Origin of the sequence: Hymenobacter rigui, from assembly GCF_003944715.1 — a bacterium.
Lineage (GTDB): Bacteria > Bacteroidota > Bacteroidia > Cytophagales > Hymenobacteraceae > Hymenobacter > Hymenobacter rigui.
Window position 1 is genome coordinate 18,063 of record NZ_RWIT01000006.1, and the last position, 26,754, is coordinate 44,816.

Below are 26,754 nucleotides of genomic sequence, written 5' to 3' on the forward strand. Positions count from 1 at the left end.
AATCAGTGAATGAGAGGACAGAGAAATACAGATAAGGCTTTATGCACAAGCCCTCTGCATCTCTCTCCAGTCAGCTATTCCACTACCACGTTGTCAATCAAGCGTACGCCGCCCAAGTGAGCAGCTAGGCAAATAGCCACCGGGCTACCGGGCTGCCACTCCGTCAGGGGCTGCAGGGTGTGCGCATCCACTACCGCCAGATATTCCAGGGTAATGGCCGGCTCCGCCCGCAAAAACTCGCCGGCGGCCTGCTGCACCTCTGCCGGCGGCAGATGCCCCTGCTGTACCAGTTGCTTCGCCAGTTGCAGCCCCTGGTATAGGCGTGGCGCCAGTGTACGGGCCTCAGGCACCAGGCGCCGGTTCCGCGACGACATGGCCAGCCCGTCCGACTCCCGGATGGTTGGGAAAGCCACCAGCTCCAGGTCAAACGACAGGTCCCGAACCAGTTGCCGTACAATGGCTACCTGCTGAAAGTCCTTCTGCCCGAAATAGGCCCGGTGCGGCCGGCTCAGGTGAAACAGCTTGCTCACCACCGTAGCCACTCCATTGAAGTGTCCCGGCCGGTGCTCCCCTTCCATTACCCGCTCCAGCATACCAAAATCGAACCGCAGGATGGTGGGCTGGGGGTACATTTCCTCCACCGAAGGCAGAAACAGGGCCGTGCAGCCCGCGGGCCCCAGCAGCGCGGCATCCTCTTCGGGCAGGCGCGGGTACAGCCGGAAATCGTCGGGGTTATTAAACTGAGTGGGATTGACAAAAATGCTGGCTACCACAACCTCACATTCCCGGGCAGCGGCCCGCACCAGTTGCAGATGCCCCTCGTGCAGCGCCCCCATGGTAGGCACCAGCCCGATGCGCTGGCCGGCCCGGCGGGCATTTTCCGTGTAGGCTTGCAACGCGGCGGCGGTATTCAGTATCTCCATAGAGTGAAAAAGGCTTTTCGGCAAGCCGCCGACCAGCCATGGTTGAAATTTCCCTTAAAAATGTTTAATTTTGTGCATCCCAAAGTGTTGCCCTTTCCTAATCACCCCAACTGACTCTCTATGTCTAAGTTGAGAATACTCTATGCTGCCACGGAAATCAACCCGTTTTTGCAGACCACCAAGGTAGCGGAGTTTTTGCGGCGCCTGCCGCAGGGAATGCAGGAAATGGGGATGGAAATCCGCATTTTCGTACCCCGGTTCGGTATTATCAACGAGCGTAAAAACCGCCTGCATGAAGTAGTGCGCCTGTCGGGAATTAATATTGCAGTGGGCGAAGACGAGAAGCCGCTCATCATCAAAGTAGCTTCTATTCCGAATGCGAAGCTGCAAGTTTACTTCATCGACAACGAAGATTACTTCCACCGGAAGTCGGTACTGGTCGACAAAAATGACAAGTTCCACTCGGATAATGACGAGCGGGCCATCTTTTTCTGCAAAGGTGTGCTGGAAACGGTGAAGAAACTGGGCTGGTCCCCGGACATTGTGCACTGCAACGACTGGATGACCGGCCTGATTCCGATGTACCTGAAAACGACCTATAAGAAGGACCCGATTTTCAAAGATGCCAAGTCCGTATTCACCATTTATAACAATGAATTCGACTTCAAATTTGAAGGCGACATTGTGGAAAAGGCCAAGATGCTGGACATCGAGGACGAAATGCTGGCTTCGTTGAAAACGGCCGATTTTGGCGGTTTCATCAAAGTAGGCATGGAGTATGCCGATGCCGTGGTGAAGTCTGACGAGGATTTCAGCGAAAACCTGAATACCCTGTTCACGGAGTATTCAACCAAGAAACAAATTGAGCAGGTAGCCGCCGACGACAACCTGCTGACGTCCTACTACGCTCTCTATAATGAATTGGCCAACTAGCGCCAGCCGACTTGCTTCGGTTTCCCTTGCTGCGGTTTCACTCCTTTCCCTGGCCACCGGCTGTGATAATGCCAATGACCTGGGCCTGGAACTGCCCGGCACCTCACCCATTACCGCCAATTACCTGGATCTACCGGTTAAGGCTTTTACTGTACGGCAACAGCCGATTGAAACAGTAAAAGCAAACCACGTATTGGTAGGCCGGCTGCGCGACACGTACGTGGGCACAACCACGGCCAGTGGCTACCTAAACATAATGGTGGAGCCGATTCTGTCACCCTCGGACTCTTTACCGGCAAAGTTCACCAACGTCAGCCTCGACTCCACGGTATTCAGCCTGGCTTTTGATCAGGTGTATGGGTCGGCCACTCAGCCCTTGCGGCTGGATCTGCTTACGCTGCAGGCGCCACTGGATGAGCGCACGGTGTATAATTCGACCTCCACGGTCGCAACGGGTACCACGCTGCTTACCAATTTCGAGGGTGTTCTGAATCGTACCCGCCCGGTAAAGCGTCGGGTAGCTTCGGGTACAGCCACTGATACTACCACCACGGTTATCACAACGCAGGTGGCCGATCAGGTTGTGCGCATCCGAATGCAGAAGTATCCGGGTACCGCCGCACTGGCTAACACGGTTTTCACTTCGTTATCTGATGCAGCTTTCAACCAAAGCAAGCTGGATGCCGTGTGGAAAGGCATTGCCCTTCGGCCTTCGGCGGGCCATACAGCTAACATCGTAGGCTTTACCCGGTCGGCAAATACCCGTATTACATTTTACTTCCGTGGCACGGATGCCGCGGGTGTCCGCAGCAAATACCGCTCATACTCCCTGTTTCTGGCAAATATTCCAGCCGGTAATACGCTACTGGGCCAGATAGCTGATGGTAAGTATTTCACTCAGCTCAGCACTGATTTGAGTGGCACCCCGCTGGCCGCCCTCACCACTACACAAAGTACGCTGCCAGCGGCAGCTTCCAGTGGCTTTACGTATGCCCAGGAAGGCGTTGGTCTGGGTACCCGCATTGAGTTTCAAGGTCTAGACGACCTGCGGAACAATACTAGTCTGGCTATCAACCGGGCTGAGCTTCTGCTACCGGTCAAGCAATACAGCAATGGTATTTTCCCGTATCCGGAAGGATTATACCTCTACGAAGTGAACAATGCCAATGAGGTACTGACCCGTACTGTGGGAGCCACCACGTATGAGCGAATTGTTCCCGGCGAAGGATTGAACTCTTCTACGCAGGTTCGCCTTACACCTACTTCCGTAGGAGCAGGCAGCTACGCCCGGGCAACGGTACCTGCTGGCCAGGACCCAACCCAATACTTTTCGGTACCTCTGACAGAATATCTGCAGGCCTACCTGCAGAACCGTCTGGATGGAGATTTACCTTCCGGCCTGATCCTGTCCCCGATTCTGCGCTCAAGCTCAACCCTGAACCTGAACCGGGCGCAGTTTGATGCCAGCAACATCAAGCTGCGCGTATATTACTCCAAGCTACGCTAGGCAGCTTTGGCTGCCAGGCTAGCGAACCTGTAAAGGGCGGCACGGCTTTTGCCGTTGCCGCCCGATTTTTCTTTCTCTCGAAAGTTTCTGCTCTGTCACAACTAAACTACTATGTGCGGAATTGTCGCTTACATTGGGCACCGTGAGGCCTGCCCTATCATCATCAAAGGCCTGCGCCGCCTGGAGTACCGTGGTTACGACTCAGCAGGCGTTGCTCTGCTGAACGGTCAGCTTACCGTTTACAAGAAGAAAGGGAAAGTTGCCGACCTGGAAGCCTTTATTGGCGAACAGGATACACACGCGCACATTGGAATGGGCCACACGCGGTGGGCTACTCACGGTGAGCCAAACGATGTAAATGCGCACCCGCACTACTCTACTTCGGAGCGCATTGCCATCATTCACAACGGCATCATTGAGAACTACGCGGCGCTGAAGCAGCACTTGCAGCAGCAAGGCCACGTTTTCCACTCTGACACGGACACGGAAGTATTCGTGAACCTGATTGAGGAAATTCAGAAACAGAACCACTGTACACTAGAAGAAGCAGTGCGCCTTGCTCTGCACGAAGTGGTTGGGGCTTATGCCATTGTGGTACTGAGCAAGGATAACCCCGGCCAACTGATTGCCGCCCGCAAAGGTTCTCCGCTGGTTATTGGTGTGGGCGAAGGCGAGTTTTTCCTTGCTTCCGATGCTACGCCTATCATCGAGTACACCAATGAAGTGGTGTATGTGAACGACTACGAGCTGGCTGTTATTAAGGATGGTCAGTTGGAAATCCGTTCCCGCGAGGATGTAGTGCAGACGCCCTACATCCAGACGCTGGAGTTGGAGCTGGACCGCATTGAGAAGGGCGGCTACGAACACTTCATGCTGAAGGAGATTTTCGAGCAGCCCCGCTCGATTCTCGACTCCATGCGCGGCCGTCTGGAGCTGGAAGCCGGTCACCTGAACATGGGCGGTGTGCGCGCTTACGAGCGGAAGTTTGTGAATGCTGACCGCATCCTGATTGTGGCCTGCGGCACCAGCTGGCACGCCGGCTTGGTGGCTGAGTACCTGCTGGAAGACTTGGCCCGCATTCCGGTGGAAGTGGAATACGCCTCGGAGTTCCGCTACCGCAACCCCGTTATCACGGAGCGCGACATCGTAATTGCTATTTCGCAATCGGGTGAAACGGCCGATACGCTGGCCGCTATTGAACTGGCCAAGAGCCGCGGGGCTACCATCTTCGGTATCTGTAACGTGGTAGGCAGCAGCATTGCCCGCGCTACCGATGCGGGTGCGTACACCCACGCCGGCCCCGAAATCGGGGTGGCTTCTACTAAAGCCTTTACGGCTCAGGTAACGGTGCTCACGCTACTGGCCATGATTGTTGGCCATAAGCGCGGCACCCTCACCGACACGCGCCTGCGCGAACTGATGGTGGAGCTGGACAACATTCCCAGCAAAGTGGAAAAAGCACTGCAGCTGAACGACCAGATTGAGCAGATTTCGGAGACGTTTAAGGACGCCACCAATTTCCTGTACCTGGGCCGCGGCTACAACTTCCCGGTAGCTTTGGAAGGCGCACTGAAGCTGAAAGAAATCAGCTACATCCACGCCGAAGGCTATCCGGCTGCCGAAATGAAGCACGGACCCATCGCCCTCATCGACGAAAATATGCCTGTAGTGGTAATTGCCACCAAGGATAGCTCGTACGAGAAAGTGGTAAGCAACATCCAGGAAGTGAAGGCCCGCAAAGGCCGCATCATTGCCGTGGTAACCGAGGGCGACGACGTGATTCCGGCTATGGCAGAGTTTACCATCGAAGTACCTGCCACCAGCGAAGTACTGATGCCGCTGGTATCGGTAGTGCCGCTGCAGCTGCTGAGCTACCACATTGCCGTCCTACGCGGCTGCAACGTGGACCAGCCCCGTAACCTGGCCAAGTCGGTAACGGTAGAATAGCCTGCCCCAATAACCGAACAGTACCAGCCGCCGCTCCGAATTTCGGGGTGGCGGCTGTTTTTTGCCCCGCATCTGTGCCGGTTTCGGTGTACTTTGCGCGTCTTATTTCTCCACCCTTACTCTCCCTTGTTCATGGCCCATACCGTTGTTTTTTCGCCCCAGGCTCCTGCTCCCATCGGCCCCTACAGCCAAGCCATCCAGGCTGGCGGCACCGTGTACGTATCGGGGCAGATTCCGCTGGACGCCAACGGCCAGTTGGTAGGCGGCGGCGACGTAGCGCAGGAAACCCACCAAGTAATGCGCAACCTGCAGGCCGTGCTGGAAGCCGTGGGTCTCACGCTGCGTCACGTGGTGAAGTGCAGCATCTTCGTGAAAGACCTGGGAAACTTCGGCCTCATCAACGAAATCTACGGCAGCTACTTCGATGCCGACTACGCCCCCGCCCGCGAAACCGTGGAAGTAAGCCGCCTGCCCAAAGACGTGCAGGTGGAAATTTCCTGCATTGCGGTGCAGTAGTGGTGAGCTTGTGAAGTGATGAAGTGGTGAGTCTGACGTTCTGTTGCGCCGCGTCTGCGAATTGTGCAGATTGAGCCTCAGGTTATCTATTTCACAACTTCACCATTTCATTACTTCACTGCTATGCGCGAGTTGGGTATTTTTCTGTTTTTCGCCGGACTGATTGCTATTCTGGCGCCGTATCTATTACCTGCCAATTTCCGGTTTCCACTGCTGGACTGGATGAACAACTGGGGCTCCACGGTGGCCTGGGTCATCAAGGGCGGTATGACGCTGCTGGGCTTGGGGCTGTGGCTGGGTTCCAGAAACCGTACCTGATGCGCCGACCAACTCCTCGCAAACCTGCCAAAGCCCTAGCCAAGCCCACCTACTTCCCACCCGAAAACGTGCTGACCCGTGTCCTGCCGCCTGCACTAGTAGGGCAGCGGGAGTTCGAGCAGTTTCACTTTATCGGCTTCGATTTAAGTCAGGCAGATCTGGCGGGCCGGCGGTTCAGCGAGTGTCTGTTTGAGAACTGTAACCTGGCCGGGTCTTCTCTGACCGGTACCAGCCTGCAGAATGTGGCCTTTGAGGGCTGCAAGCTGCTGGGACTACAGTTCACTTCCTGCCGGGACATACTGTTCGGTGTCCACTTCGACCAGTGCCAACTGGATTACGCCTCCTTCTGGGGCAAAACCATGCCCAATACCCGCTTCGTGGGATGCTCGCTACAGGAAGCCGACTTCACCCGCGCCGACCTGACCAACGCTGTATTTGCAGACTGCCAGCTGCGCGGAGCCATCTTCAGCCAGACCCGCTTGCTGGGCACCGACTTCCGCACCGCCCAAGGCGTAGCCCTCGACCCCGAGCAAAATGAGTTGAAACAAGCCCGTTTCACCCTCCACAGCCTGCCCGGCCTGCTGGGCAAATACGGGCTGGTGGTAGAATAAGTGGTGAGATAGTGAACTGGTGAAATTGTGAGTTTGACGTTCTGTTTACGCCATCTGGTCCGGCAGAATATCAAGCGCACAATTTCGCCATTTCACCATCTCACCATTCGTACCTTTGCGGCACGCTTTCCCACCCCGAAGGCGTTGCGAACTGACTGACATATGGAAAGAGAAGTACGGGTGCGCTTTGCGCCCAGCCCCACGGGGCCGCTGCACATCGGCGGCGTGCGCACTGCGCTGTATAACTACCTGCTGGCCCGCAAGCTGGGCGGCAAGATGCTGCTGCGCATCGAGGACACCGACCAGAACCGCTTCGTGCCCGGTGCCGAGCAGTACATTATGGACTCGCTGCGCTGGTGCGGCATTGAGATTGACGAAGGAATTGAGCAGGGCGGCCCTCATGCCCCCTACCGCCAGAGTGAGCGGAAGCCCATGTACCGTCAGTACGCCGACCAGCTGATTAAGGACGGCTACGCTTACTATGCTTTTGATACGCCCGAGGAGTTGGACGCCATGCGCGCCCGCCTCACGGCCGCCAAGGTGCCTAACCCCCAGTACAACAGCATCACCCGCGCCCAGATGCGCAACTCCCTTACCCTGCCGGCCGAGGAAGTAACGCAGCTGCTGGAAAGCGGCGCGCCCTACGTGATTCGCCTGAAGGTGCCGCGCAAGGAGGAAATCCGCTTTAACGACCTCATTCGGGGTTGGGTAGTGGTGCATTCGTCTTCCATTGACGACAAAGTGCTGATGAAGTCGGACGGCATGCCGACCTACCACCTGGCCAACATCGTGGACGACCACCTGATGGAAATCACCCACGTTATCCGGGGTGAAGAGTGGCTGCCCTCGGCACCGCTGCACGTGCTGCTGTACCGTTACCTGGGCTGGGAAAGCACCATGCCCCAGTTTGCTCACCTGCCCCTGCTGCTCAAGCCCGATGGCACCGGCAAGCTGAGCAAGCGCGACGGTGACAAGCTGGGCTTCCCGGTGTTCCCGCTGGAATTCCACGGCAAGGACGCCGAAACCGGCGAGCCTACCGTGAGCAGCGGCTACCGCGAGTCGGGCTACCTGCCCGAGGCCTTTATCAACTTCTTGGCCTTCCTGGGCTGGAACCCCGGCACCCAGCAGGAGCTATTCACGATGGATGAGCTGATTGAGAACTTCTCGATTGAGCGCGTAAGCAAGTCGCCGGCCCGCTTCGACCAGAACAAGGTACGCTGGTACAACGAGCAGTACCTGCGCGCCAAGCCCGACGCCGAGCTGGCCCAGTACCTCACCGCGGAGCTGAGCAAACAGGGAATTGAGGTTCCCGCCGACCAGGCCGAACAGATTGCCGCTCTAGTAAAAGAGCGTGCCACCTTCCCGGCCGACCTAGCCAAGGAGGCCCAGCTGTTCTTCCAGCGCCCCGCCAGCTACGATGAGCAGGTCATCAGCAAGAAGTGGAACCCGCAAGTATCGACTGCTCTGGCAGCCTTTGCCGGCCAGCTGCCCGCTACCACGGATGCTTCAGCCGACGGCATTAAGGCGCTACTCACGCAGGTGCTGGAAGCTCAGGGGCTGAAAATCGGGCAGGTGCTGCAGGCCCTTCGCGTGGCCGTGACCGGTAATGCTGCCGGCCCCGACCTGATGCACATCATGCACATCCTGGGCCCGCAGGAAACCGCCGAGCGGATTCAGGCGGCCGTGGCGGCGCTGCCCTCTTAAAGAGGTTTTGTTCCGCAGGGCAAAAGTCCGTCTGGCTCTGGCCGGGCGGACTTTTGCATTAGCCGGTAGCCCATTACATCTTTCCCTGGCCGGCTTCCGTACCTAACAGACGCTGGCCATTGGCCGGCATTTGTAAGACGCTCCCAAGCCACTTGTATCATGGCCAAGAAACCGGTTAATCCAAAAAAGAAAAAAGTAGACCCCGAGAAAAAAGCGCGGGTGCATAAGGAGTTGGAAGGCTTCGAAATTAAGGTGAACCCACTGGGCGAAATCACCTCCAACTACTCCATTGAGGACATCAACCAGTTCCTGAACCGCCACGTGCGCGACAAGAAGCTGGTGAACCGCGACGGGCAGTTTGGCGAGAAAGATGAAGACGAGAACTTTCCCCTCGAAGACGGAGCCCAGGAGCCCGAGGAATCGGACGAGGACTTCATGCGTCGTACCAGCCGCGAGGCCAAGAAGAAAGGCCCTAAAGCGGCCTCGGATGACGAGGCAGAGCCCCAGACAGACGACGCAGACTAGCATTTCCACTCCGTTGCACCACGGCCGGCGAAGCAGCGCGGGTACCGAATAGGTACGGGCGTTGCTTCGTCGGCCGTGGTGCATTATGGGGGCAGACTTTATTGAATTGATGTTTTACTATACTTGGGGCATCATTCACGCATTCCTTTCCTTCTCAGCCGATGCAGTCCCACGATGTCGACTATAAAATTCTGGGTAATGATATCCAGGTACTCGAAGTAGAGCTGGACCCCAATGAAACCGTGGTAGCCGAAGCCGGCGCCATGGTGTATATGAGCGAGGCCATTGCCTTTGAAACCAAGATGGGCGACGGCTCGGAGCCGAACCAGAGCATCATGGGCAAGCTATTCTCGGCCGGCACCCGCCTGATTACCGGCGAGTCGCTTTTCATGACGCATTTTACCCACCGCGGCGGCTACGGCAAGGCCCACGTGGCCTTTTCCGCGCCGTATCCGGGCACCATTATCCCCATTGACCTGCGCACCCTGCCACAGGGCTTAATTGTGCAGAAAGACGGCTTCCTGGCCGCAGCCAAGGGCACCAAAATCAGTATACACTTCAACCAGAAGCTGGGAGCCGGCTTCTTTGGCGGGGAAGGCTTTATTCTGCAGAAGATTACTGGCGACGGGAAAGCCTTCGTGCACGCGGGCGGTACCATCATCGAGAAGCACCTGAACAACGAGCTGCTGCGCGTGGATACCGGCTGCGTGGTAGCCTTCGAGCCGGGCATCGACTTCAACATTGCCCGGGCCGGGGGCCTGAAATCCATGATTTTCGGGGGCGAAGGGTTGCTGCTGGCCACGCTGCGCGGCACAGGCCGCGTGTGGCTGCAGTCGATGCCAGTGAAGAAGCTGATTCAGGCCCTGGCTCCTTCCGGCGGCAATGCGCAGAAGGAAAGTGGCGGCATCCTGGGTAACCTGGTGGGCGGCATGCTGGACGAATAATCCGGCGGTAGCGCTACCGCATACGTCAAAGGGCCGGCTGTAGCGAATTGCTACAGCCGGCCCTTTGAACTTAACAAGACGGCCCTTATTGCGCCATACTGGCCGCAATTACGCCCAGACTTGCCAGCAAGGCAATCATCAGCAACCCCAGAAAACCCACCGTGAGTTTGCGGTTACGCGTATCAGAGTCAGTATCTGGCTTATGCCGACGACGGCGCCGCCGATGAGAAGAAGAAGACGCGGGAGTAGAAATGGCCATATGTGGGAATTGAGTAGTAAGAACAGGGCTGGAAATATAAAACACTTTCTAAACAAAATCCAGTTAAATAGCCTTTTTACCGATTAACTACGCGGAGTCCTCGACTAACTTTAAGAACTAACCAGTAAGTAATTAACCTGCGTATTTCTTACCTCAGGGGCTGCAAACATTCCCAAATAGCTATACCTTTTCAGTGCAACTTCCACCATGTTATCATTGGGTAGCGGGCCACGCAATGGAGTCGCCAGCCGGTGTGATGACAAGGGCCGTTGTTTTGCGACCGTTGCGGTAGTATTCGGAGGGCAGGGCGTGGCCGGAGGGCGCGTAGCATTTCCATTCGCCAAACCAGAAAAACCGCACACTTTGCGCCGTTATCTGGTAGCGGGCCTGGCCCTGCTTAGCCAGTTGACCACCGGGGTGATAATAGGCAATTACCACCTGCCCCGCTGGCCGCTTCAGAAACCTCTCCTGGCGCTCCAGCATGCCGGCAGGTGTATAGTATCGCCACCGGCCTACCGGCAAGCCGTGGCGGTACCGCCCCCGGTTAGCAATCTGCTGCTCAGCCACGTCAAAATACTCCCGCCAGGGACCGTGACGCAACGTATCAGACGGATGGTATCGGTTGCGCGACCAGAACCCGATAGGCCCGTGTTGTAGTGCCACACAGCTTACTAGTAGCTGTGTAAAGCTTACCATCAGCAATAGGAAATAAGTGCGTCTCATCGGAATCAGCTAAAGATAGATTCCGGTAGTTACAACTAATTATTTAGTTGATCAAGTATTTCATCCAGCAATTCCCGTGAATTGCTCAATCGGGGTACCTTGTGCTGCCCGCCCAGCTTACCCCGGCGGGCCAGCCACTGCTCGAAAGTACCCGCTGGAGCAACGGTCACCACTGGCGGTGTGAGGGCCAGGTCGCGGTGGCGCTTGGCATCGTAGTCGGAGTTAAGCTGGCGGAGCGTCTGGTCCAGTACCTCGGTGAAATGCGGCAGGTCGACGGTAGTTTGGTTGAACTCAATCAGCCACTGGTGGCCGCCCCGGGAGGCACCGTCGTGCGAGGCGAAGTAGATGGGGGCCGCCGTGTAGTCGCGCACCGTGGTATTGGTGGCGCGGCAGGCCGCCGCAATGGCCGCATCGGCATTTTCTACCACTACTTCTTCCCCAAATGCATTCAGGAAGTGCTTGGTGCGGCCTGCCACCCGAATGCGGTACGGGGCCAGCGAAGTAAAGCGCACCGTATCCCCGATGGCATAGCGCCACAGGCCGGCATTGGTGCTAATGATGAGGGCATACGTACGGCCCAGCTCCACCTGCTCCAGCGGAATGGCCCGAGGCTCCGCCGCGTCCCATTGGTCGGCGGGCAGAAACTCGTAATAAATGCCGTGGTTCAGCAGCAACAGCAGGTCTTTGGAATCAGGCTCATCCTGCAGGGCAATGTAGCCTTCGGAGGCGTTGTACACCTCCAGGTAGTGCATCTGCGGGCCGGGTATCAGCTGCCGGAACAGCTCCCGATACGGCCCGAAGGCCACCGCTCCGTGCAGAAATAACCCCAGCTGCGGCCACACATCCAGAATAGAGGTGGTGCCGGCCAGCTCCAGCACGCGGCGCAGCAGCACAATCATCCAGGTAGGCACGCCGGCCAGCACGCGGACATCAGCTTCCAGCACGTGGCGGGCAATGCGCTCAATCTTCTCCTCCCACTCATCCAGCAGGGCCAGTTCCAGCGGCGGGGTGCGCACGTATTCAGCCCAGGCCGGCAGGTTCTGCATAATCACTGCCGATACGTCCCCAACTCGGGAAGTGGCCTCATCCGGCCGAAACGGGTTGGGGCCGTGCGTGCCGCCCAACGACAGGGTTTTGCCGCCCAGCACATCAATTTCGGGATAGTAGAGGGTGGCCAGCGCCGTCGTGTCGCGGCCGGCGCGGTAGTGGCAGTCGTGCAACGATTCGCGGGTTACCGGAATGTATTTGCTACGGGCGTTGGTGGTGCCGCTGCTTTTGGCAAACCACTCCACCCGACCGGGCCACAACACGTCCGTTTCGCCCCGGAGCACCCGCTCAATTTGCGGGTACAGCTGCTCGTAGCTGCTGATGGGCACCCGCTGCGCAAACTCCCGGGCCGAGGGAGCATCCGCATAACCGTACTGGCGGCCCCAGGCCGTGTTGCGGGCCGTGTGTACCAAGCTCTGAAATACCTGGGCCTGGGCCTCATGCGGATGTTGCCGGATGTGCTCAATGCTGGCCAGCCGGCGCTGCACGGCCCAGGTCAAAACGGTACTAATCACGGGAGCGAGAATGGGTGGGAGGAAAACGAACGGGCTGCAAACGGATACACTGTACCGCCTGCAGCCCGGGAAAGTTACTGAAATGCACCCTGCCATCTCGGCACGGCGAAAATGGAACGCTTATATCTTCCGTTTCAGCTCAAAGTGCTTACCGAGGTACACGCGGCGCACCATTTCATCCTCGGCCAGCTCTTCGGCGGTGCCGGCCTTCAGGAGCTTGCCTTCGAAGAGCAGATAGGCCCGGTCCACGATGCTGAGCGTTTCATTCACGTTGTGGTCGGTGATGAGGATGCCGATGTTCTTGTGCTTAAGCTTGGCCACGATGCCCTGGATTTCCTCCACGGCAATGGGGTCGACGCCGGCGAAGGGCTCATCCAGCAGTACAAACTTGGGGTCTACGGCCAGGGCCCGGGCTATTTCGGTGCGGCGCCGCTCCCCGCCGCTCAGCACCCGGCCCAGGTTTTTACGCACGTGGGTCAGACTAAACTCGTTGAGCAGCTCCTCCACTTTATCACGCTGGGCCTGCTTGGATAGGTCCGTCATTTCCAGCACCGACAGAACATTCTCTTCCACCGTCAGATCCCGGAACACGCTGGCTTCCTGCGCCAGGTAGCCGATACCGAGGCGGGCGCGCTGGTAGATGGGCAGCTTGGTGATGTCCCGGTCATCCAGAAACACCTTGCCTTCGTTGGGCTTCACCATGCCCACCGTCATGTAGAAGGAGGTGGTTTTGCCGGCCCCGTTCGGGCCCAGCAGTCCCACAATTTCGCCTTGCTCCACGTGCAAAGACATGTCGTTCACCACGGTGCGCGACTTGTATTTCTTAACCAAATGTTCGGCTCGTAAAATCATTGGGGCAAAGGTAGTGAGGACGGGGGAAGGAACGGGGCCGCCGCCCACGCCGAAACGTAGCGGCGGTGCTTGCTGGTGTACTACCCTTTGGCCGTGAGTACCTGGCGACGCAGCGTGAGCTGCGCAGGCGTAGCGCCGGGGTTGTTTTTCAGCCGGTTGGTTTCCTGGGCGTCATACTCCTGCGCCGTGCCTTTTACGGTACCGGTCGTAGAGCCCCGTCGGATGGTGAGCGTTACGGGTGCCTCGGAAGTGGTTTCGGAGCCAACCAGAGGGCGCAGCAGCTGCTCGGCGTTGGCCATTGTCACCTCCTGCCCGTCCACGGCCACAATCACGTCGTCGTTGCGCAGGCCGAAGGTGTTCGTCTGGGGCTGTACATCGGCGGCCCGGAACTCCTTTTTGGCCTCATCATACCGGAAGCCAAGCTGCCCGAAGGCGCGGATTTTGACGTTGGCTGTAGCAGCGTAGTCCCAGCCTATTTTGCCCAGATACTCGGCCAGCGGCAGCTCTTCCTTGCCAATAACGTACCGGTCGAAGAACTGCTGCACCTCGGGGTGCGTGAGGGCCACTACTTCCGGAATCAGGTCCTTATCCTCGAAGGAGCGGGTGGGGCCGTACTTGGCACGCAGGGCCAGCAGCACGTCGCGCAGGGTCTGGCGGCCCTGGGTCAGCTCCCGAATGCGGATATCGAGCAGCAATCCGATAAGAGCACCCTTTTTGTACACGTTTTCATACATGTCGTCGTAGGGCTTTTCCAGAATGCGGCGGCTCATTTCGGTGAAGGGAATGCCGGCCGGAAACTTCTGCGCATCCCGGATTTTCTCGCGCATGGTCTGCCGGAACTCGTCTTCGGTAATGAGGCCCCCCTGCACCTGTACCAGCTGGGCCACGTACTCCGTTACGCCCTCATACAGCCACAGATGCTGCGACATCTGCGGGTTACGGAAGTCGAACTCCCCGATTTCGCGGGAGTGAATGTTGAGCGGGGCCAGCATGTGCAGAAACTCGTGCGAGCTAACCTCCAGCACCATGCTTTTAAGCCTCTCGGGGTTGGCTATTTCGGGCAGGAAGTACAACGAGGAGTAACTGTGCTCCATGGCACCATAGCGGCTGTCTTTGCTGCTGAGTGGGGAGCCGCTGGCCGGAAAGTAGAACAGGAATTGGTAGCGCGGCACCGGCATCTGTCCGAAAAACTTGGTCAGCGCCTCCGACATGGGCCGGAGCATCTGGCTTACCTCGGCAGCCTTCACCATCCCGCTTTCCGATAGTACCGCCACCGAAATGCGGGCTCCGCCGGTGCTGAAGCTGGCCGTATCGGGCCGGGCATACAGCACCGGACCATCGGCCAGGGTTACGTAGTTGGGAGCCGTCAGTACGTCCTGGGTGGGCGAAGGGCGGCGCACGTCCAGCGCGGTAGCGCCGTAGAGGTCGGCGGGTTTGGTTACCTGCACCTCATAGGGTAGCATTTTGTAGCCCTCTAGGTAGCCGTAAAAGCCGTAGTGGTTGAGCGTGATGTTGCGGCCCGCGTCAATGTTGGTACCGCCAGGCTGGAAGATGAATGTGTCGTCCTGCTTGGCATCCCAGGTATCATCCACGAGGTATTCCAGCCGGGCCAGTTGCTTAGCCCCGTCGATAATGAACAGGTTAGGGCCGCTGTTTTTCACTTTCAGCGTTTTGCCATTCTTATCAAAGGCTTTGAAACCGGTGATGAAGCGGCCGTAGTCCTTCTTGGAATAAGAACCCGGCACCACTGAAGGCATTACATAGGTTACCTGATTTTCCTGCACAGCAGGCGTATTCACCACCACTTTAACCCGGTCGTTGGTAATCTGCTGCAGGTTGAGGTTGATGTGGTAGCCAGCCGGCTGTTGTGCCAGGGCGGCGGTGGCTGTAGTAAGGCTCAATCCAAGAGCCAGCGAAAAGGATTTCATTCAATCAGATAAGATAGATGCGAATACGGCGCTAACGCCCCTGCCAAGGTACGGAGTATCAGGCTGAGGTATTTAGGAGCAACTCCTTTGAAAACCGATATTTCAGCCTTCCCTATTTACTTCTGAATGACAGCTACCTCCCGTAAAGCTGATCGTAGTTTGCTCTTTCAACAACTGCTTATAAACTGACATCCAGAATACTATATCAGCCAAACGGCCGTGTTACGCGATGCAACACGGCCGTTTGGCTGGTGGATACCCGGAGCAGTTATTCCCAGCGGATATCCTTAATGCGGAGCTGCAGGTTCTTTACACCGCGGTACTCGTTGATTTCCACCGTGTAGCACACGCTGAACGGCTGGCCCTGGCGGATTTGCTCATAGTATTCGCCTAACCCGAAGCCAATGGCATCCACGGTGTGGTGGCCATCCTGAGTGAGGGCAATTTTGAGGTGGGAGTTGCCCACAATCCGGGCCGAATCGGGGGCGGCGTACACCCGCTCGGAGGCGAATACCGGGTTGGGGTTACCGGGGCCGAAGGGCTCCATCTGGCTCAGTAGCCGATAGAAGGAAGGTGTTATGTCGCTGAGCTGAATAGTGCAGTCTATTTCCACGGGTGGAATGAGCTGTTCCGGCAGGATGCGGCCCGCCACAATACGCTCAAACTTCTCGCGGAACGCGGGTACATTCTCCACGGGCAGCGTGAGGCCGGCGGCGTACATGTGGCCGCCATACTGGTCCAGCAGCTCGGCGCAGTCCTCAATGGCCTGGTGTACATCAAACCCCACCACCGAGCGGGCAGAGCCGGTAGCCTTGCCGTTGCTTTCGGTGAGGATGATGGTGGGACGGTAATACTTATCGAGGCAGCGCGAGGCCACAATTCCCACTACGCCCTTGTGCCAGTCCTGTTTAAACAGCACAGTGGTGCGGGCCGAGCGAAGCAGGTCATCCTGCTCAATCATCTCCAGGGCTTCCTTGGTGATGCTGGTATCGAAGCCGCGGCGTTCCTGGTTGGTTTTGTCTACTACCCCGGCCGTGGCTACGGCTTCGGCGGTGGTATCGGCCAGCAGCATGGCTACCGAGCGTTTGGCGTCGCCCATACGGCCGGCGGCGTTAATGCGCGGCGCAAACCCGAAGACCAGGCTACTGATGTTCAGCTCGGCGGTTTGCAGGCCGGCCAATTCACGCAGGGCATCGAGGCCGGGGCGCTGCGGCCGGGTCCGGTCGTTGATGAGGCGCAGACCGTGGTAGGCCAGCGTGCGGTTCTCGCCGTAAATGGGCACGATGTCAGCGGCAATACTCACGGCCACCAGGTCCAGCAGCTCGTACAGCTCCTGCTCGGGTAGGCCCTGCTGCTGGGTAAATGCCTGCATCAGCTTGAAGCCAACCCCGCACCCCGACAGCTCCTTGAACGGATACGGGCAATCCTGGCGCTTGGGGTCCAGTACCGCCACGGCGGCCGGCAGTTCAGTGCCCGGCAAGTGGTGGTCACAAATGATGAAATCAACGCCCCGCTCATTGGCGTAGGCTATTTTGTCCACGGCTTTTACGCCGCAGTCGAGGGCAATGATGAGCTGGTAGCCGAAGTCGTGGGCGTGGTCGATGCCGGCTTCGGAAATGCCGTACCCTTCCTTGTAGCGGTCCGGAATGTAGTAGTCGATGCGCTCCGGGCCGAAAAACTGCCGCAGGTAGCTGAACACCAGCGCCACGGAGGTAGTACCATCCACATCATAGTCGCCGAATACCAGCACCCGCTCACCCAGATGCAGGGCTTTCAGCAGGCGGTCTACGGCCCGGTCCATGTCGCGCATCAGCAGCGGGTCGGGCAGCAGGCTCAGGTCGGGGCGGAAATAGGCGCGGGCCTCCTCAAACGTACACACGTTGCGCTGGCAAAGCAGACTTACAATGGCCTCATTGACGCGCAGCGCGTCAGCCAGATGCCGGACTTTTTCAGCCTCGGGCGCGGGCTTGCGAATCCATCGTTTTTCCATGAGTACAGAGGAGCCTAACAGCGGCAGTATCTTCAAAAGTACAAAAAGAAACGCACGGATTACGCGGGTTGCACGGAGTTAAAGCGGCCTGTCCCTAATGGCCAACATTACGTCTGGGAGCCTCTACCGGGCATCTTACGTTCCGACTGGTTACTCCTTCGCCGCTTCATTTTCTTCCTGAAAAAGCCAACCGCAGCCACCGGTTAGTTTACCGCGTCGCCGCGCAGCTTGCGGAACCGCTTGCGGGCTTCTACCACGTAAATGCTGCCGGGGTATTTGGTAATAACCTGGTTGTACAGCTGTTGGGCTTTCTCCCGGTCCTGCAGGTTTTCCTCCAGAATACTGGCCGCCAGAAACAGAGCATCATCACTTAGCACATCATACTTAGGGTTGGCCGTGATGCGCTCCAGCGTACCGAGGGCCGCGGCATAGTCGCCGGTGCGGCGCTGGAGCTGGGCCTTCAGATACCAGGCCTCGTCCTGCAGGGCATGACCGGGGTATTTGGCCAGCAGCGCATCCAGCCCGCGCATAGCCTCCGGAATCTTGTTCTGGAATACCTGCTGCTCCACGGCGGCATAGTCGCGCAGGGCTACGCCGGCCGTGTCCATGGCTGTGTTATCGGTGATGAGCAGGCTGAGCTGCATGGCGTCGTTGGCAATTTCGCGGCTGGTGGCCTGCTTCAGAATATCCAGGTGCGACTGGGCCAGCTTGAAGTCACCGGCGAAGTAGCTCAGGCGGGCGTTGCGCAGCTTGGCGTCGTAGCCCAGCGGAGTATCCTTGTGCGACTTCTCCACCTGCGAGTACAGCAGCGTGGCTTCCCAGGGCTCGGCCCGCAGCAGGTAGATGTCGGCCAAGTCAATCTTGGCCTGATCCACCACATCGAGGCTGGCACGGGGCATGGTAATTACCTCGTTCAGCAGCTTGATGGCCGGCTCCTTCTCATCCAGCTGAAACGCCAGCAGGGCCGCCATGCTGCGCAATACCGGAGCCGTTTCGGGTGTGCGGCCCAGGTCTTTCAGCACTTGCTCGTACTCCTGCAGCAGGCCGCGCAGCTGAGCGGTGTTAACCGGATAGGTAGTGCGCACCTGGTCCTCGCGGGTTTGTACCAGCCGCTGCCGCACTAAGGCGTAATACGGGCTGCTCCGGTATTCACGCGCCAGGTACTCGTAGCCGGCAATGGCACTTTCGTAATCCTGGTTGCGGCGGGCTATTTCGGCTACTTCCAGCACCCGCTGCCCATCGGTGCGGGCGCGGCGGTCCAGGGCTTTGGCCTGCACCAGCGCGCCGGTAAAGTCGCGGCGCTGCACCTGCAGCCACAGCAGCAGCTCACTGTACACCGGCCGCTCGGGGTTCTTCTGCACCAGGCTCAGCAGCTCCTTTTCCAGCGCGGCGAAGTCCTTATCCTCCTGCAGGCTGTTCTGAAGCATATTGCGCACGAAGGGCAGCTGCTGCTCGTCCGTCTGCACCAGGCGCAGGGTTTCGGCCATCAGCTTATCAGTCTGGCCCTGCCGGGTGTAGAGCTGGATGAGCTGCGGGCCGAATTCGGTTTCGGAGTGCGCCAGCTCCCGGCCACGCAGGTACGTACGCACAGCCCAGTCCGGCAGACCCAGCCGCTGAAACTCCAGAGCCACGGGGGCTACCTGCTCCGCGGTTAGCTGACCGAGCACCCGCTCCCACTGCTTCTGGGCCGCCGGCTGGTCGCCGGCCTGGGCGTATAGCTGACCGAGTGTAACCGGCAGCGCCGCTTCGCGCGGGCGTTGCCTGATGGCTCGTTTTACCAGCTTCTCCGCCTCTTTGTACTGCTTCAGGCCCTGCAGCGCAGCCAGATAGTCGGGCAGGATGTTGGGGGCCGTCTGCTCGTCGTTGCGCAGACGCCCGAACAGGAATGCCGCCTTTTCATGCTCGCCTTTGCGCTCATACTCCCGGGCCAACTGCACCTGGCTATCCTCGCTTACCTGGGCCACAGCCGGCTCTGCAACCAGCACGCTTCCCAGCAGGCTGCCCACCAGCCACATTGAACGCAACGACTTTTTCATGACCGCATAACGAAAAGACCCGACCCGAAGTGCCAAACAAAAAGGGCCGCACCCTAAGGTACGGCCCTTTTACTGGTTCTGCGCTTGTTGCCGCTTAGAAGAACTTCGTGCGGTTGTCCTTCACGTTGGCGTGCTGCTTGATGGCTTCGTAAATGAGGCCATCGGCGCGGGCCGTACGCTGACCGGTGAGCTGCAGCTTGGCGGCTTTGGCATCGGCAGCCGGAGCGGGCGTAGCGGTTACGGGCTCCACAATCAGGACACCCTGCTCACCGGCAAAGGCTTTGGACTTCTGACCGGGCTTCAGGCCGAATGCTTTACCCACAGCCACCGGCTCCGAGCCCAGACCCGGAATCATGCCCTGACCCAACACTACGTTGTCGGCCGTTTTCACTTGGGCGCCGTTGCCGTATGCCTGGGCAATCTGCTCCAGCGTAGTGCCTTTGGCAGCATTCAGCTTGCTGATGATCTGCTCGGCTTTCTGCTCGTTGCGTACCAGGGCAGTTACTTCAGGCTTCACGCTGGCCACGTCGGCGGTGCCTTTGGCCCGCTCGCCGGTCAGTACGGCAATTACATACTGGTCACCAATCTCAAATACCGGCGACACATCACCCACTTTCGTAGTGGATCCGCCCTCGGGGTTTACGCCGTAGGCCCAGCGCACCAGCTGGCGGGCACCCTGCAGGCTGTTCACGGCCTGGTCGCCGCGGCCGAGGCCTTTAGCTTCGGCTTTCTGCAGGCTCTTATCCTTGGCTACAGCGGCCCGGAACGAGGCCAGATCGGTGGCTTCGCCTTTCAGCTGCTGGGCTTTGTTGTAGGCGGCGTCACGCGTCACGTCGGTCGGCTGGATGCTTTTCTGCACGGTAGCCACCTGATAGGTCTGCGCCGTTTTGGGGGCCGTAATCTTCACGATGTGGTAGCCGAACGAAGTCTTCACCAGGTTGGGCAGCAGACCCGCCGAGGTAGCACCGAATACGGCCTTTTCGAACTCGGGTACCATACGGCCCTGCTGGAACCAGCCCAGGTCGCCGCCGGTGGCGGTGGTACCGTCGGTACCGTACTGGCGGGCCATATCAGCAAAGTTGGCACCGGCCTTGATCTTGTTCAGCACCTCGGTAGCCTTGGCTTTGGCCGCGGCATCGGCTTCCGGCGTAGTGCCATCGGCTTTGATGAGGATGTGGCTGGCGCGGGCGGCAGCCTGAGCACCCGCTTTTTCGGCGGTTACCTTGTAGAGCGAGTAAGTGCCGTTTTCGGCGTAGGGGCCGTACACTTTGCCTACCTGCAGGGGCAGCTGGGCGCGCAGCTTCTCGGGCATATCGGCCGGCGAGAGGTAAGCGGGGCGGGTGGGGTTGTCGGAGTTCAGCTTCACGAAAGCCGAATCAACGGGGGCTGTGGCAAACTGGGTAGCCAGTTCATCCACAGTTTTGCGAATGGCCGTGCTGTCGTCGACGGAGGCCGTCACCGGAATGCTCACGTACTCGATGCTGCGGCCATCTTCCACTTTGTAGCGGCCTTTGTTCTTGTCAATATAGGCCTGCAGCTGGTCGTTGGTCACCTTCACGCTTGAGTCGGACAACGTGAAATAGGGCACAAACAGGTAGCGCAGGTTTACCTGAGCCGACTGGCTTTCAGCGTAGCGCTTGGCTTCGGCCGAGGTTACGTAGGTGCTCAGCTTCAGCAGGTTGTTATACTTGATACCCAGGCGCTCGGGGCGCAGGTTGGCTTCGAAGTTGGCAAAGGCCAGCTGGGCCTGCGGATCCTGCTTATCGAGGTTGCGCAGGTATTCTTTCACCTTCAGCACATCGAACTGGCCGGTTTTCGGATCAGTAAAGGCCTGCCGGATGCTGGGGTGAATGTTCACGCCCTGCACCATATCAGTCAGCTCTTCGTCCGAAACCTTCAGACCCAGCTTATCGAATTCCTTCTGAAAGGCAATGCGGTAGAGCGTCTGGTTCCAGGCCTGGTCGCGCAGGTAGCCCAGGGCCTGATCATCGGGCTGGCGCTGCTGCTGCTGAATGAAGGCCTGCTTGGCCTGCTCCAGGGTGTTCTCAAAATCTGCGTACTCCACCTTTTCGCCGGCTACTTCGCCTACCGACGTATCGTTCTTGCTGAAGAAGCTATTCCGGCCATACAGGAAGTCACCTCCCAGCATGAAGAGCAGCAGGCCGATGATGATGGCCCCGACTGCCCAGCCCGATTTTTCTCGAATCGTGTTGATTAATGCCATTTACTTGAAAAAAAGCGCAGTAAGAAAAGGTGAATGAGGCGCAAAATAACCAAAAAAGATGGTCATTAGGTAATATAGAACTGACTGACTGAGGAATCGGGCACCGGACTGGGCCAGGCTGGTAAGGCAAGCGCGCTGTTTCCATCCTTCTGCCTTCTAAAAGCTCAGAGCCCCTACTGCATCCATTCGCAGTAAGGGCTCTGTACCAGCAGTTTCAAGAAGGAGCCAGCACCGACGCCGCCTTGCCAACTTCCACAGCTTATTTCTTCTTTTTCGGCTTTTTTGCCGTGCCAAGTGCTGCCTTGCGAGCGGCTTCCGCCTCGGCGGCCGCAACTTTGTCGCGCTGGCGCAGGTAGCGCAGCCCGATTACCAGGCCGAACGACAGCATGTACAGCCAGTAGTTGGCGTACAGGCCTTCCATCTTGCCAATGGCCAGGGTGCGGTACGTGGCCACCACAAACGTGAAAACGCTCAGTACAAACAGGATGGTGCGGCTAATGCCTGGGTCCCAAAAACGCTTCATAAACAGTTATTTCCGAGTAGAGGCGGTGGGCGCCGCCGTAGGCGCATTCTGCAGGGTGAAAATGCCGGTGGGTGTGAGGATGCGGTAGCGCGAGAAATCCTGGTTGGCCGTAAGGCCCCGGCCCGTAAGCACCTCCGTGGGAGTAGTCACCCGGATTTCAGTTTGCTCCTGGGTGTAGATGATGGCCTTCATCTTGTCATAGAAAGCTTCCTCGGTGTTCATACGCTGCTGCTTGGGCACGTTGGCGACGCGCACGTCACCGCGCATGGTATAGAGGTTTTTGGCTTTCTCGAACTTACCGTAGTGCCCGTCAATGGTGTTGACTACCTCTTCCCCCTTTTCATCCAGAAAAGTGAGCTTCACCCCTTTTGGAAAAATCTGGTCTCCATTCTCGAAATCCTGCTCCAGCGGTGCCGACAGCCGGATGCGGAGCTTGGCCGAGTCGCTGACCAGCATCAGCACATTTTCCGTTTCGATGATGGGGCCTTTGTAGTCTACCTGCTTCACCGGGGCCTCATCGCTTTTCTCGCGGCAGCCCACGGCCAACAGCAGTACTGCCGACAGCAACACGGGCGCAGGTTTCAGAAAAGCAGGTAGCATGGCCACGGCTCTATTCAATGCGGCGCTTGATAAACCACCGGTTGTTCAGGGTCACGCCCAGTTGCATCCGGATGTAGTCTTCCTTCACGTTGCGCTCTGTGGTACCATCGGAATTCCGCAGTACGTCGGTGTTGCCGCGCTGTCCATAGGTGAAGCCCAGGCTGACCACGGTAGCATCGAGCGGAGTGGCGGTGGGCAGCGGCAGGGCGAAGCCCCAGCTCACCGACCGGTCGTAGAGGGTATTGCCGCCGGGGCGGTAGGGCAGTTGCGTTACGTTAATGCCAGCCCGGTAGGTTACCCGTTTGAAGTAATTCTCTACCGATGTGGCGTCGGGCGTCAGCTCACCGCCAACGCCGAAGCGGTAGGTGTCGCTGAGCGCAATGCCCGATGAGCCACCTTGCTCCCCGAATGCCCGGAACTGGGACCATTCCTGGCGGGCGCCTTCTGCACTCAGGCTCCAGCTGCGGTTATTATCGAGGCTGATGCCAATCTGCGTAAGTGCCGGTACGCGGGCCTTGCCTTTGGTATCGGTTTCCACGGCCGTTGAGCCAATGCGGATGCTGTTATAGTCCTCACGCAGCAGGCTGATGCTGCGTGTGCCGTTCAGGTTGGAGCGGAAGCTGTACGTCCCCCCGATGTTATAGCTCAGTTTCTCTTTAATCTGGCCCCGGTAGTGCAGCCCCGTGCGGAACGCAAAATCTGAATAGCGGACGTGCTGCTGGTAAATATCCCGGTTCGACAGGTCCAGTGCCAGCGTGGGGGTACTGATGCGCGTACTGGCCTCTTGGTCGATGCTGCCGAACACGTAGCCCGCCGAAACCCCAGCCGTCAGGCCTTTGGCTACGCGTACCGCGTGGCTCATGTAGGCTTCGGCCAGGCCCCCGGAACCAGTATAGCGTTTTTCTACCTGCGAAGTCGGGTCGCCCTGAATGGTATTGTCCAGCGTCTTGGATTCATAGTCCACCGTGCTGTAAGGCTTCAAACCAATGGCACTGGCCCAACGGCGGTTAATGGGCACCGCCAAAGCCAGGTACCCCAGGGTAGCCGAGCCGGTACGCTGGCTGCTTACCGTATTGCGCAGGGTTTTGAACTGGCCGGTAAACCCCGCCTCAAACGTAGTGCGGTTGGTATAGTACACCAGAGCGGGGTTCAGCTCATTCACGTTCACGCTGTTGGGCGCTGCTACCCCGATACCTCCCATGCCCATCTGCCGGACGCCGCCCGCGTTCAGACTGGCGTCGCCCAGGCCCAGGCGGGAATAAGGCGAGTTGCCGAGGCCCTGGCCCAGTACAGCCGGTGCGGCTGCCAGCAGCCCCAGCAGCGAAAGACCACCGGCGAGGCCGGCGAAGTTAGGTTGAGACATGGTGTACTAAAATTCGGTGGAGCCCAAATAGCACGAGCTCCGGAACAACAAAGATAGGCCGTTTCAGCCGGGTGCGGAAAAATGGCGCGTCGCCGCCGGCCAGCACTACGGCCAGCTGCGGAAATCGGGCCTCGTACTCAGCCAGCATTCCGCTGACTTCCGCAGCGGCCCCGTTCAGCACTCCGCTCCGGATGGCCGCCTGGGTATCGTCACCGGTCAGCGGCACCGGCGCGGCTACATCGGCGGGTTGGTCGATGAGAGGCAGCCGACCAGTAAACGTGTGCAGGGCCTTAAATCGCATGGCCAGGCCCGGCGCAATACTGCCTCCCCGGAACTCCCCCGCCGCCGATACGAAGTCGCACTTGATGGCCGTACCCGCATCCACAATTACCACCGGCCGTCCTGGCAACAGCCAGGCCGCTCCCACTGCCGCCGCCAGCCGGTCGGCACCCAGCGTGTGCGGGGTGGCGTAGGCATTGCGGATAGGCAGTACGGTAGTCGCCGGCGCAAATTCCAGCACCGTACCGGGTATTACCCGCCGTAGCTCCTCCGCCCAGGTGGTAGTGGGCTCTGCCACGGAAGCCAGTATCACGTGTTCGGGCTGCAGCCGCTGCACCGCTGCCCGCACTTGCGCGGCCGTTTGGCCGGTAGCCGATTCCACCAGCGCATTCGCCTCGAAACAGCCGTATTTCACGGCCGTGTTGCCAATATCGAGAGCCAGAGTACGCAAGCAGTGAAACGCGGTAAGGGGAAGATATTGAGTAGGGCTGCCGGTAGCCTTTCGGGCCGCTGGCAGTGGGCACAAAAATGGTGAAGCTGTGTAATGCGAAGCTACTGGCTGGAAGGTTTTATCACTTCCGGCCCAGCTTCGCCCTTGCACAACTTCACCATCAAGAGTCGGCTACGCAACGGGCGGTTGCGTGCTTACATGAAATACTTCAGACGGATAACTTCTTTTTCTGTCAGGAAGCGCCACTTGCCACGGGGCAGGTCTTTTTTGGTCAGGCCTGCGTACTGCACCCGGTCCAGAGTCACTACATCATAGCCCAGGTGCTCAAAGATGCGACGCACGATGCGGTTTCGACCAATGTGGATTTCCACGCCCACAAAGTGCGGGTTGCCAGCTACCACGGCTACGTCATCTACCTCCGCTTTGCCGTCTTCCAGCGTCAGACCATCCGCAATCTGGGCTAGGTGCTCAGGCGTCAGCGGCTTATCCAGCTCTACCTGGTAGATTTTCTTGTTGCGGTGCGACGGGTGCGAGAGTTTTTGCGCCACTTCCCCGTCGTTGGTGAAGAGCAGCAGCCCGGTCGTGTTGCGGTCCAGGCGGCCTACGGGGAATACCCGCTCTTTCGAAGCTCCCTTAATCAGCTCCATTACCGTACGGCGGCCTTCGGGATCCTCGGTGGTGGTGAGGTAGTCCTTGGGTTTGTTCAGCAGCACGTACACCTGCTTCTCGCGGTTGAGGTTGGTTTTGCCGTACTGCACGGTATCCGAGGGCTGCACTTTGTAGCCCATTTCCGTCACCACTTGCCCGTTCACCTTAATTTCCCCGGCCGCAATCAGCGAATCGGCTTCCCGACGTGAACAGATGCCCGCGTTGGCAATGTAGCGGTTCAGGCGCACCTCACCGGTATTCACATCGTCCTCTTCACGACGACGCTTGTTGCCCCGGTTTTTGTCTTCCTCGTAGTGCTTGAGGTTTTTGTACTCGGGAGCTTCCCCAGCCACTTCTCCGTACTTGCGCTTACCGGCCTGGTTGGCATTCGGCGTCTGCGGGCCCCGACCTACATATTCGTCGTGGGCACGTTTGGGCCGCTCTTCAAACGAGCGGGTGTCGCGGCGCTCAGTGCCCCGTGGGCTCTCAAAGCGCCGGTCTTTCTCGAAGGAGCGGCCTTCGCGCTTGTCCCCGAACGAGCCGGGCCGGCTGGTCCGTTTCTCGCCAGATGCGCCGCCACCAAATCCCTGTGGCTTGCGGTTGCCGAAGTCCCGGCGCTCTGAACCGAAGCCGTCCTCGCGGCTGGCTGGCCGCTCCCGGCGGTCCTCCCCTTCAAAACGGGCCGGACGCTCATTCTCCAGATCAGTTGGCCGACCCCGGAAATCGAATGGGCGGGCCGGGCGTACTTCCCGGTCACCTGTAAAGGAACTACGTGTAGGACGTTCCTCCGTATCCCGCGGGCGGAATGCTTCCGGACGGGCGGCCTGCTCCTCGGGGGTTGGATTTTGTTTTACGAATTTCCGGTTCCGCTCCCCGGGCAGGCCACGGGGCACGGCGGGCTTGCCCTCCTGGCGGTATGGCTGGCCCTGCCAGGTCTGGCGGGGTTCAAAGCTGCGAATCGGACGCTCCTCGCGGCTGCCTTCGGTTGAGCGGCGCGAATCATCGCCACCACGGTACGAGCGACTGTCACGGTTGCCACCGCCAGTGGGCGCACCAAACTTCCGGGAGCCGCCGAAGCTGCCGCTGTTGCCAAATTTCTTGGGGCCGCCGAAGCTGCCGCCACCCGAGCGCCCGAACGACGAACGGTCGTTGCCGCCGCCGCGGGTATTGTCCCGGTCGGAGCGCTGCCCAAAGCGAGGCGCATCACCCGAAGAGCGTTCAGTACGCTCCTGGCCCGGCTGAATGAATTTGCGGAATCCATCGGTGTTGCCGGAAGGCCGACCGGAACCAGTGGAGCGGCCCTTGCGGCCGGGCGCATCGCCGGAAAAATGTTTCTTACCCATGGTGGTAGAAGCGTAAGTACCGTATCGCTACGGGAATGTGGATAA

General features: G+C 58.8%; 23 protein-coding genes. 9 read left to right on the forward strand and 14 right to left on the reverse strand.

The annotated features are described in order from the left end of the window. Positions 1-74 precede the first annotated feature (74 nt). On the reverse strand, positions 75-923 hold the full coding sequence (gene panC / locus EI291_RS12750) for a pantoate--beta-alanine ligase (RefSeq protein ID WP_125420470.1): 849 nt from the start codon (positions 921-923) through the stop codon (positions 75-77). Positions 924-1,043: 120 nt separating this feature from the next. Here panC and EI291_RS12755 point away from each other — a divergent pair, with 120 nt between their 5' ends. The 9 genes from EI291_RS12755 (at position 1,044) to EI291_RS12795 (ending at position 9,928) form a co-directional block, all read left to right on the forward strand. Further along, complete coding sequence (locus EI291_RS12755; protein ID WP_125420471.1) at positions 1,044-1,856, forward strand: glycogen/starch synthase; 813 nt, start codon at positions 1,044-1,046, stop codon at positions 1,854-1,856. Then, the gene (locus EI291_RS12760; RefSeq protein WP_125420473.1) at positions 1,840-3,363 is read left to right on the forward strand and encodes a DUF4270 family protein; all 1,524 of its coding nucleotides are present in this window, start codon (positions 1,840-1,842) and stop codon (positions 3,361-3,363) included. The genes EI291_RS12755 and EI291_RS12760 overlap by 17 nt, the downstream gene beginning before the upstream one ends. 111 nt (positions 3,364-3,474) lie before the next feature. After that, complete coding sequence (gene glmS / locus EI291_RS12765) at positions 3,475-5,310, forward strand: glutamine--fructose-6-phosphate transaminase (isomerizing) (protein WP_125420475.1); 1,836 nt, start codon at positions 3,475-3,477, stop codon at positions 5,308-5,310. Positions 5,311-5,442: 132 nt separating this feature from the next. Continuing rightward, positions 5,443-5,826: a RidA family protein gene (locus EI291_RS12770; RefSeq protein WP_125420477.1), complete on the forward strand. Its 384-nt coding sequence runs from the start codon at positions 5,443-5,445 to the stop codon at positions 5,824-5,826. Between the two features lie 123 nt (positions 5,827-5,949). Next, the gene (locus EI291_RS12775; RefSeq protein ID WP_125420479.1) at positions 5,950-6,144 is read left to right on the forward strand and encodes a hypothetical protein; all 195 of its coding nucleotides are present in this window, start codon (positions 5,950-5,952) and stop codon (positions 6,142-6,144) included. Next, positions 6,144-6,755 carry a pentapeptide repeat-containing protein gene (locus EI291_RS12780; RefSeq protein WP_125420481.1) on the forward strand — a complete coding sequence of 204 codons (612 nt, stop codon included), beginning with the start codon at positions 6,144-6,146 and terminating at the stop codon, positions 6,753-6,755. The genes EI291_RS12775 and EI291_RS12780 overlap by 1 nt, the downstream gene beginning before the upstream one ends. 162 nt (positions 6,756-6,917) lie before the next feature. Further along, on the forward strand, positions 6,918-8,459 hold the full coding sequence (gene gltX, locus EI291_RS12785; protein WP_125420483.1) for a glutamate--tRNA ligase: 1,542 nt from the start codon (positions 6,918-6,920) through the stop codon (positions 8,457-8,459). Positions 8,460-8,618: 159 nt separating this feature from the next. Continuing rightward, positions 8,619-8,984, forward strand: coding sequence for a hypothetical protein (locus EI291_RS23020; RefSeq protein WP_205701599.1), 366 nt, complete (start codon positions 8,619-8,621; stop codon positions 8,982-8,984). 161 nt (positions 8,985-9,145) lie between these two features. Next, positions 9,146-9,928 carry a TIGR00266 family protein gene (locus EI291_RS12795; protein ID WP_125420485.1) on the forward strand — a complete coding sequence of 261 codons (783 nt, stop codon included), beginning with the start codon at positions 9,146-9,148 and terminating at the stop codon, positions 9,926-9,928. Between the two features lie 85 nt (positions 9,929-10,013). Here EI291_RS12795 and EI291_RS22880 read toward each other — a convergent pair whose 3' ends face one another. From EI291_RS22880 to EI291_RS12855, 13 genes are all read right to left on the reverse strand, one after another. Further along, the gene (locus EI291_RS22880; protein WP_170172628.1) at positions 10,014-10,187 is read right to left on the reverse strand and encodes a hypothetical protein; all 174 of its coding nucleotides are present in this window, start codon (positions 10,185-10,187) and stop codon (positions 10,014-10,016) included. A gap of 213 nt (positions 10,188-10,400) precedes the next feature. Then, positions 10,401-10,787 carry a toxin-antitoxin system YwqK family antitoxin gene (locus EI291_RS12800; protein WP_148103407.1) on the reverse strand — a complete coding sequence of 129 codons (387 nt, stop codon included), beginning with the start codon at positions 10,785-10,787 and terminating at the stop codon, positions 10,401-10,403. Positions 10,788-10,945: 158 nt separating this feature from the next. Next, positions 10,946-12,472, reverse strand: coding sequence for a GH3 auxin-responsive promoter family protein (locus EI291_RS12805; RefSeq protein ID WP_240635537.1), 1,527 nt, complete (start codon positions 12,470-12,472; stop codon positions 10,946-10,948). Positions 12,473-12,592: 120 nt separating this feature from the next. Next, the gene (lptB, locus tag EI291_RS12810; RefSeq protein WP_125420491.1) at positions 12,593-13,324 is read right to left on the reverse strand and encodes an LPS export ABC transporter ATP-binding protein; all 732 of its coding nucleotides are present in this window, start codon (positions 13,322-13,324) and stop codon (positions 12,593-12,595) included. An 80-nt stretch (positions 13,325-13,404) separates the two neighbouring features. Further along, positions 13,405-15,252 carry a M61 family metallopeptidase gene (locus tag EI291_RS12815; RefSeq protein WP_125420493.1) on the reverse strand — a complete coding sequence of 616 codons (1,848 nt, stop codon included), beginning with the start codon at positions 15,250-15,252 and terminating at the stop codon, positions 13,405-13,407. Positions 15,253-15,520: 268 nt separating this feature from the next. Then, complete coding sequence (gene recJ, locus EI291_RS12820; RefSeq protein ID WP_125420495.1) at positions 15,521-17,242, reverse strand: single-stranded-DNA-specific exonuclease RecJ; 1,722 nt, start codon at positions 17,240-17,242, stop codon at positions 15,521-15,523. A gap of 203 nt (positions 17,243-17,445) precedes the next feature. After that, the gene (locus EI291_RS12825) at positions 17,446-19,278 is read right to left on the reverse strand and encodes a tetratricopeptide repeat protein (protein ID WP_240635538.1); all 1,833 of its coding nucleotides are present in this window, start codon (positions 19,276-19,278) and stop codon (positions 17,446-17,448) included. Positions 19,279-19,372: 94 nt separating this feature from the next. Then, positions 19,373-21,502 carry a peptidylprolyl isomerase gene (locus tag EI291_RS12830; RefSeq protein WP_125420497.1) on the reverse strand — a complete coding sequence of 710 codons (2,130 nt, stop codon included), beginning with the start codon at positions 21,500-21,502 and terminating at the stop codon, positions 19,373-19,375. Between the two features lie 259 nt (positions 21,503-21,761). Continuing rightward, positions 21,762-22,025 carry a hypothetical protein gene (locus tag EI291_RS12835; RefSeq protein ID WP_125420499.1) on the reverse strand — a complete coding sequence of 88 codons (264 nt, stop codon included), beginning with the start codon at positions 22,023-22,025 and terminating at the stop codon, positions 21,762-21,764. A 6-nt stretch (positions 22,026-22,031) separates the two neighbouring features. Further along, the gene (gene lptC, locus EI291_RS12840; protein ID WP_125420501.1) at positions 22,032-22,625 is read right to left on the reverse strand and encodes an LPS export ABC transporter periplasmic protein LptC; all 594 of its coding nucleotides are present in this window, start codon (positions 22,623-22,625) and stop codon (positions 22,032-22,034) included. Positions 22,626-22,635: 10 nt separating this feature from the next. After that, positions 22,636-23,988, reverse strand: a complete 1,353-nt coding sequence (locus EI291_RS12845) for a porin family protein (protein ID WP_125420503.1) — start codon at positions 23,986-23,988, stop codon at positions 22,636-22,638. After that, positions 23,975-24,718, reverse strand: coding sequence for a type III pantothenate kinase (locus tag EI291_RS12850; protein WP_125420505.1), 744 nt, complete (start codon positions 24,716-24,718; stop codon positions 23,975-23,977). Before EI291_RS12850 ends, EI291_RS12845 begins: the two co-directional genes overlap by 14 nt. A gap of 194 nt (positions 24,719-24,912) precedes the next feature. Next, positions 24,913-26,709: a pseudouridine synthase gene (locus tag EI291_RS12855; protein WP_125420507.1), complete on the reverse strand. Its 1,797-nt coding sequence runs from the start codon at positions 26,707-26,709 to the stop codon at positions 24,913-24,915. Positions 26,710-26,754: the final 45 nt, after the last annotated feature.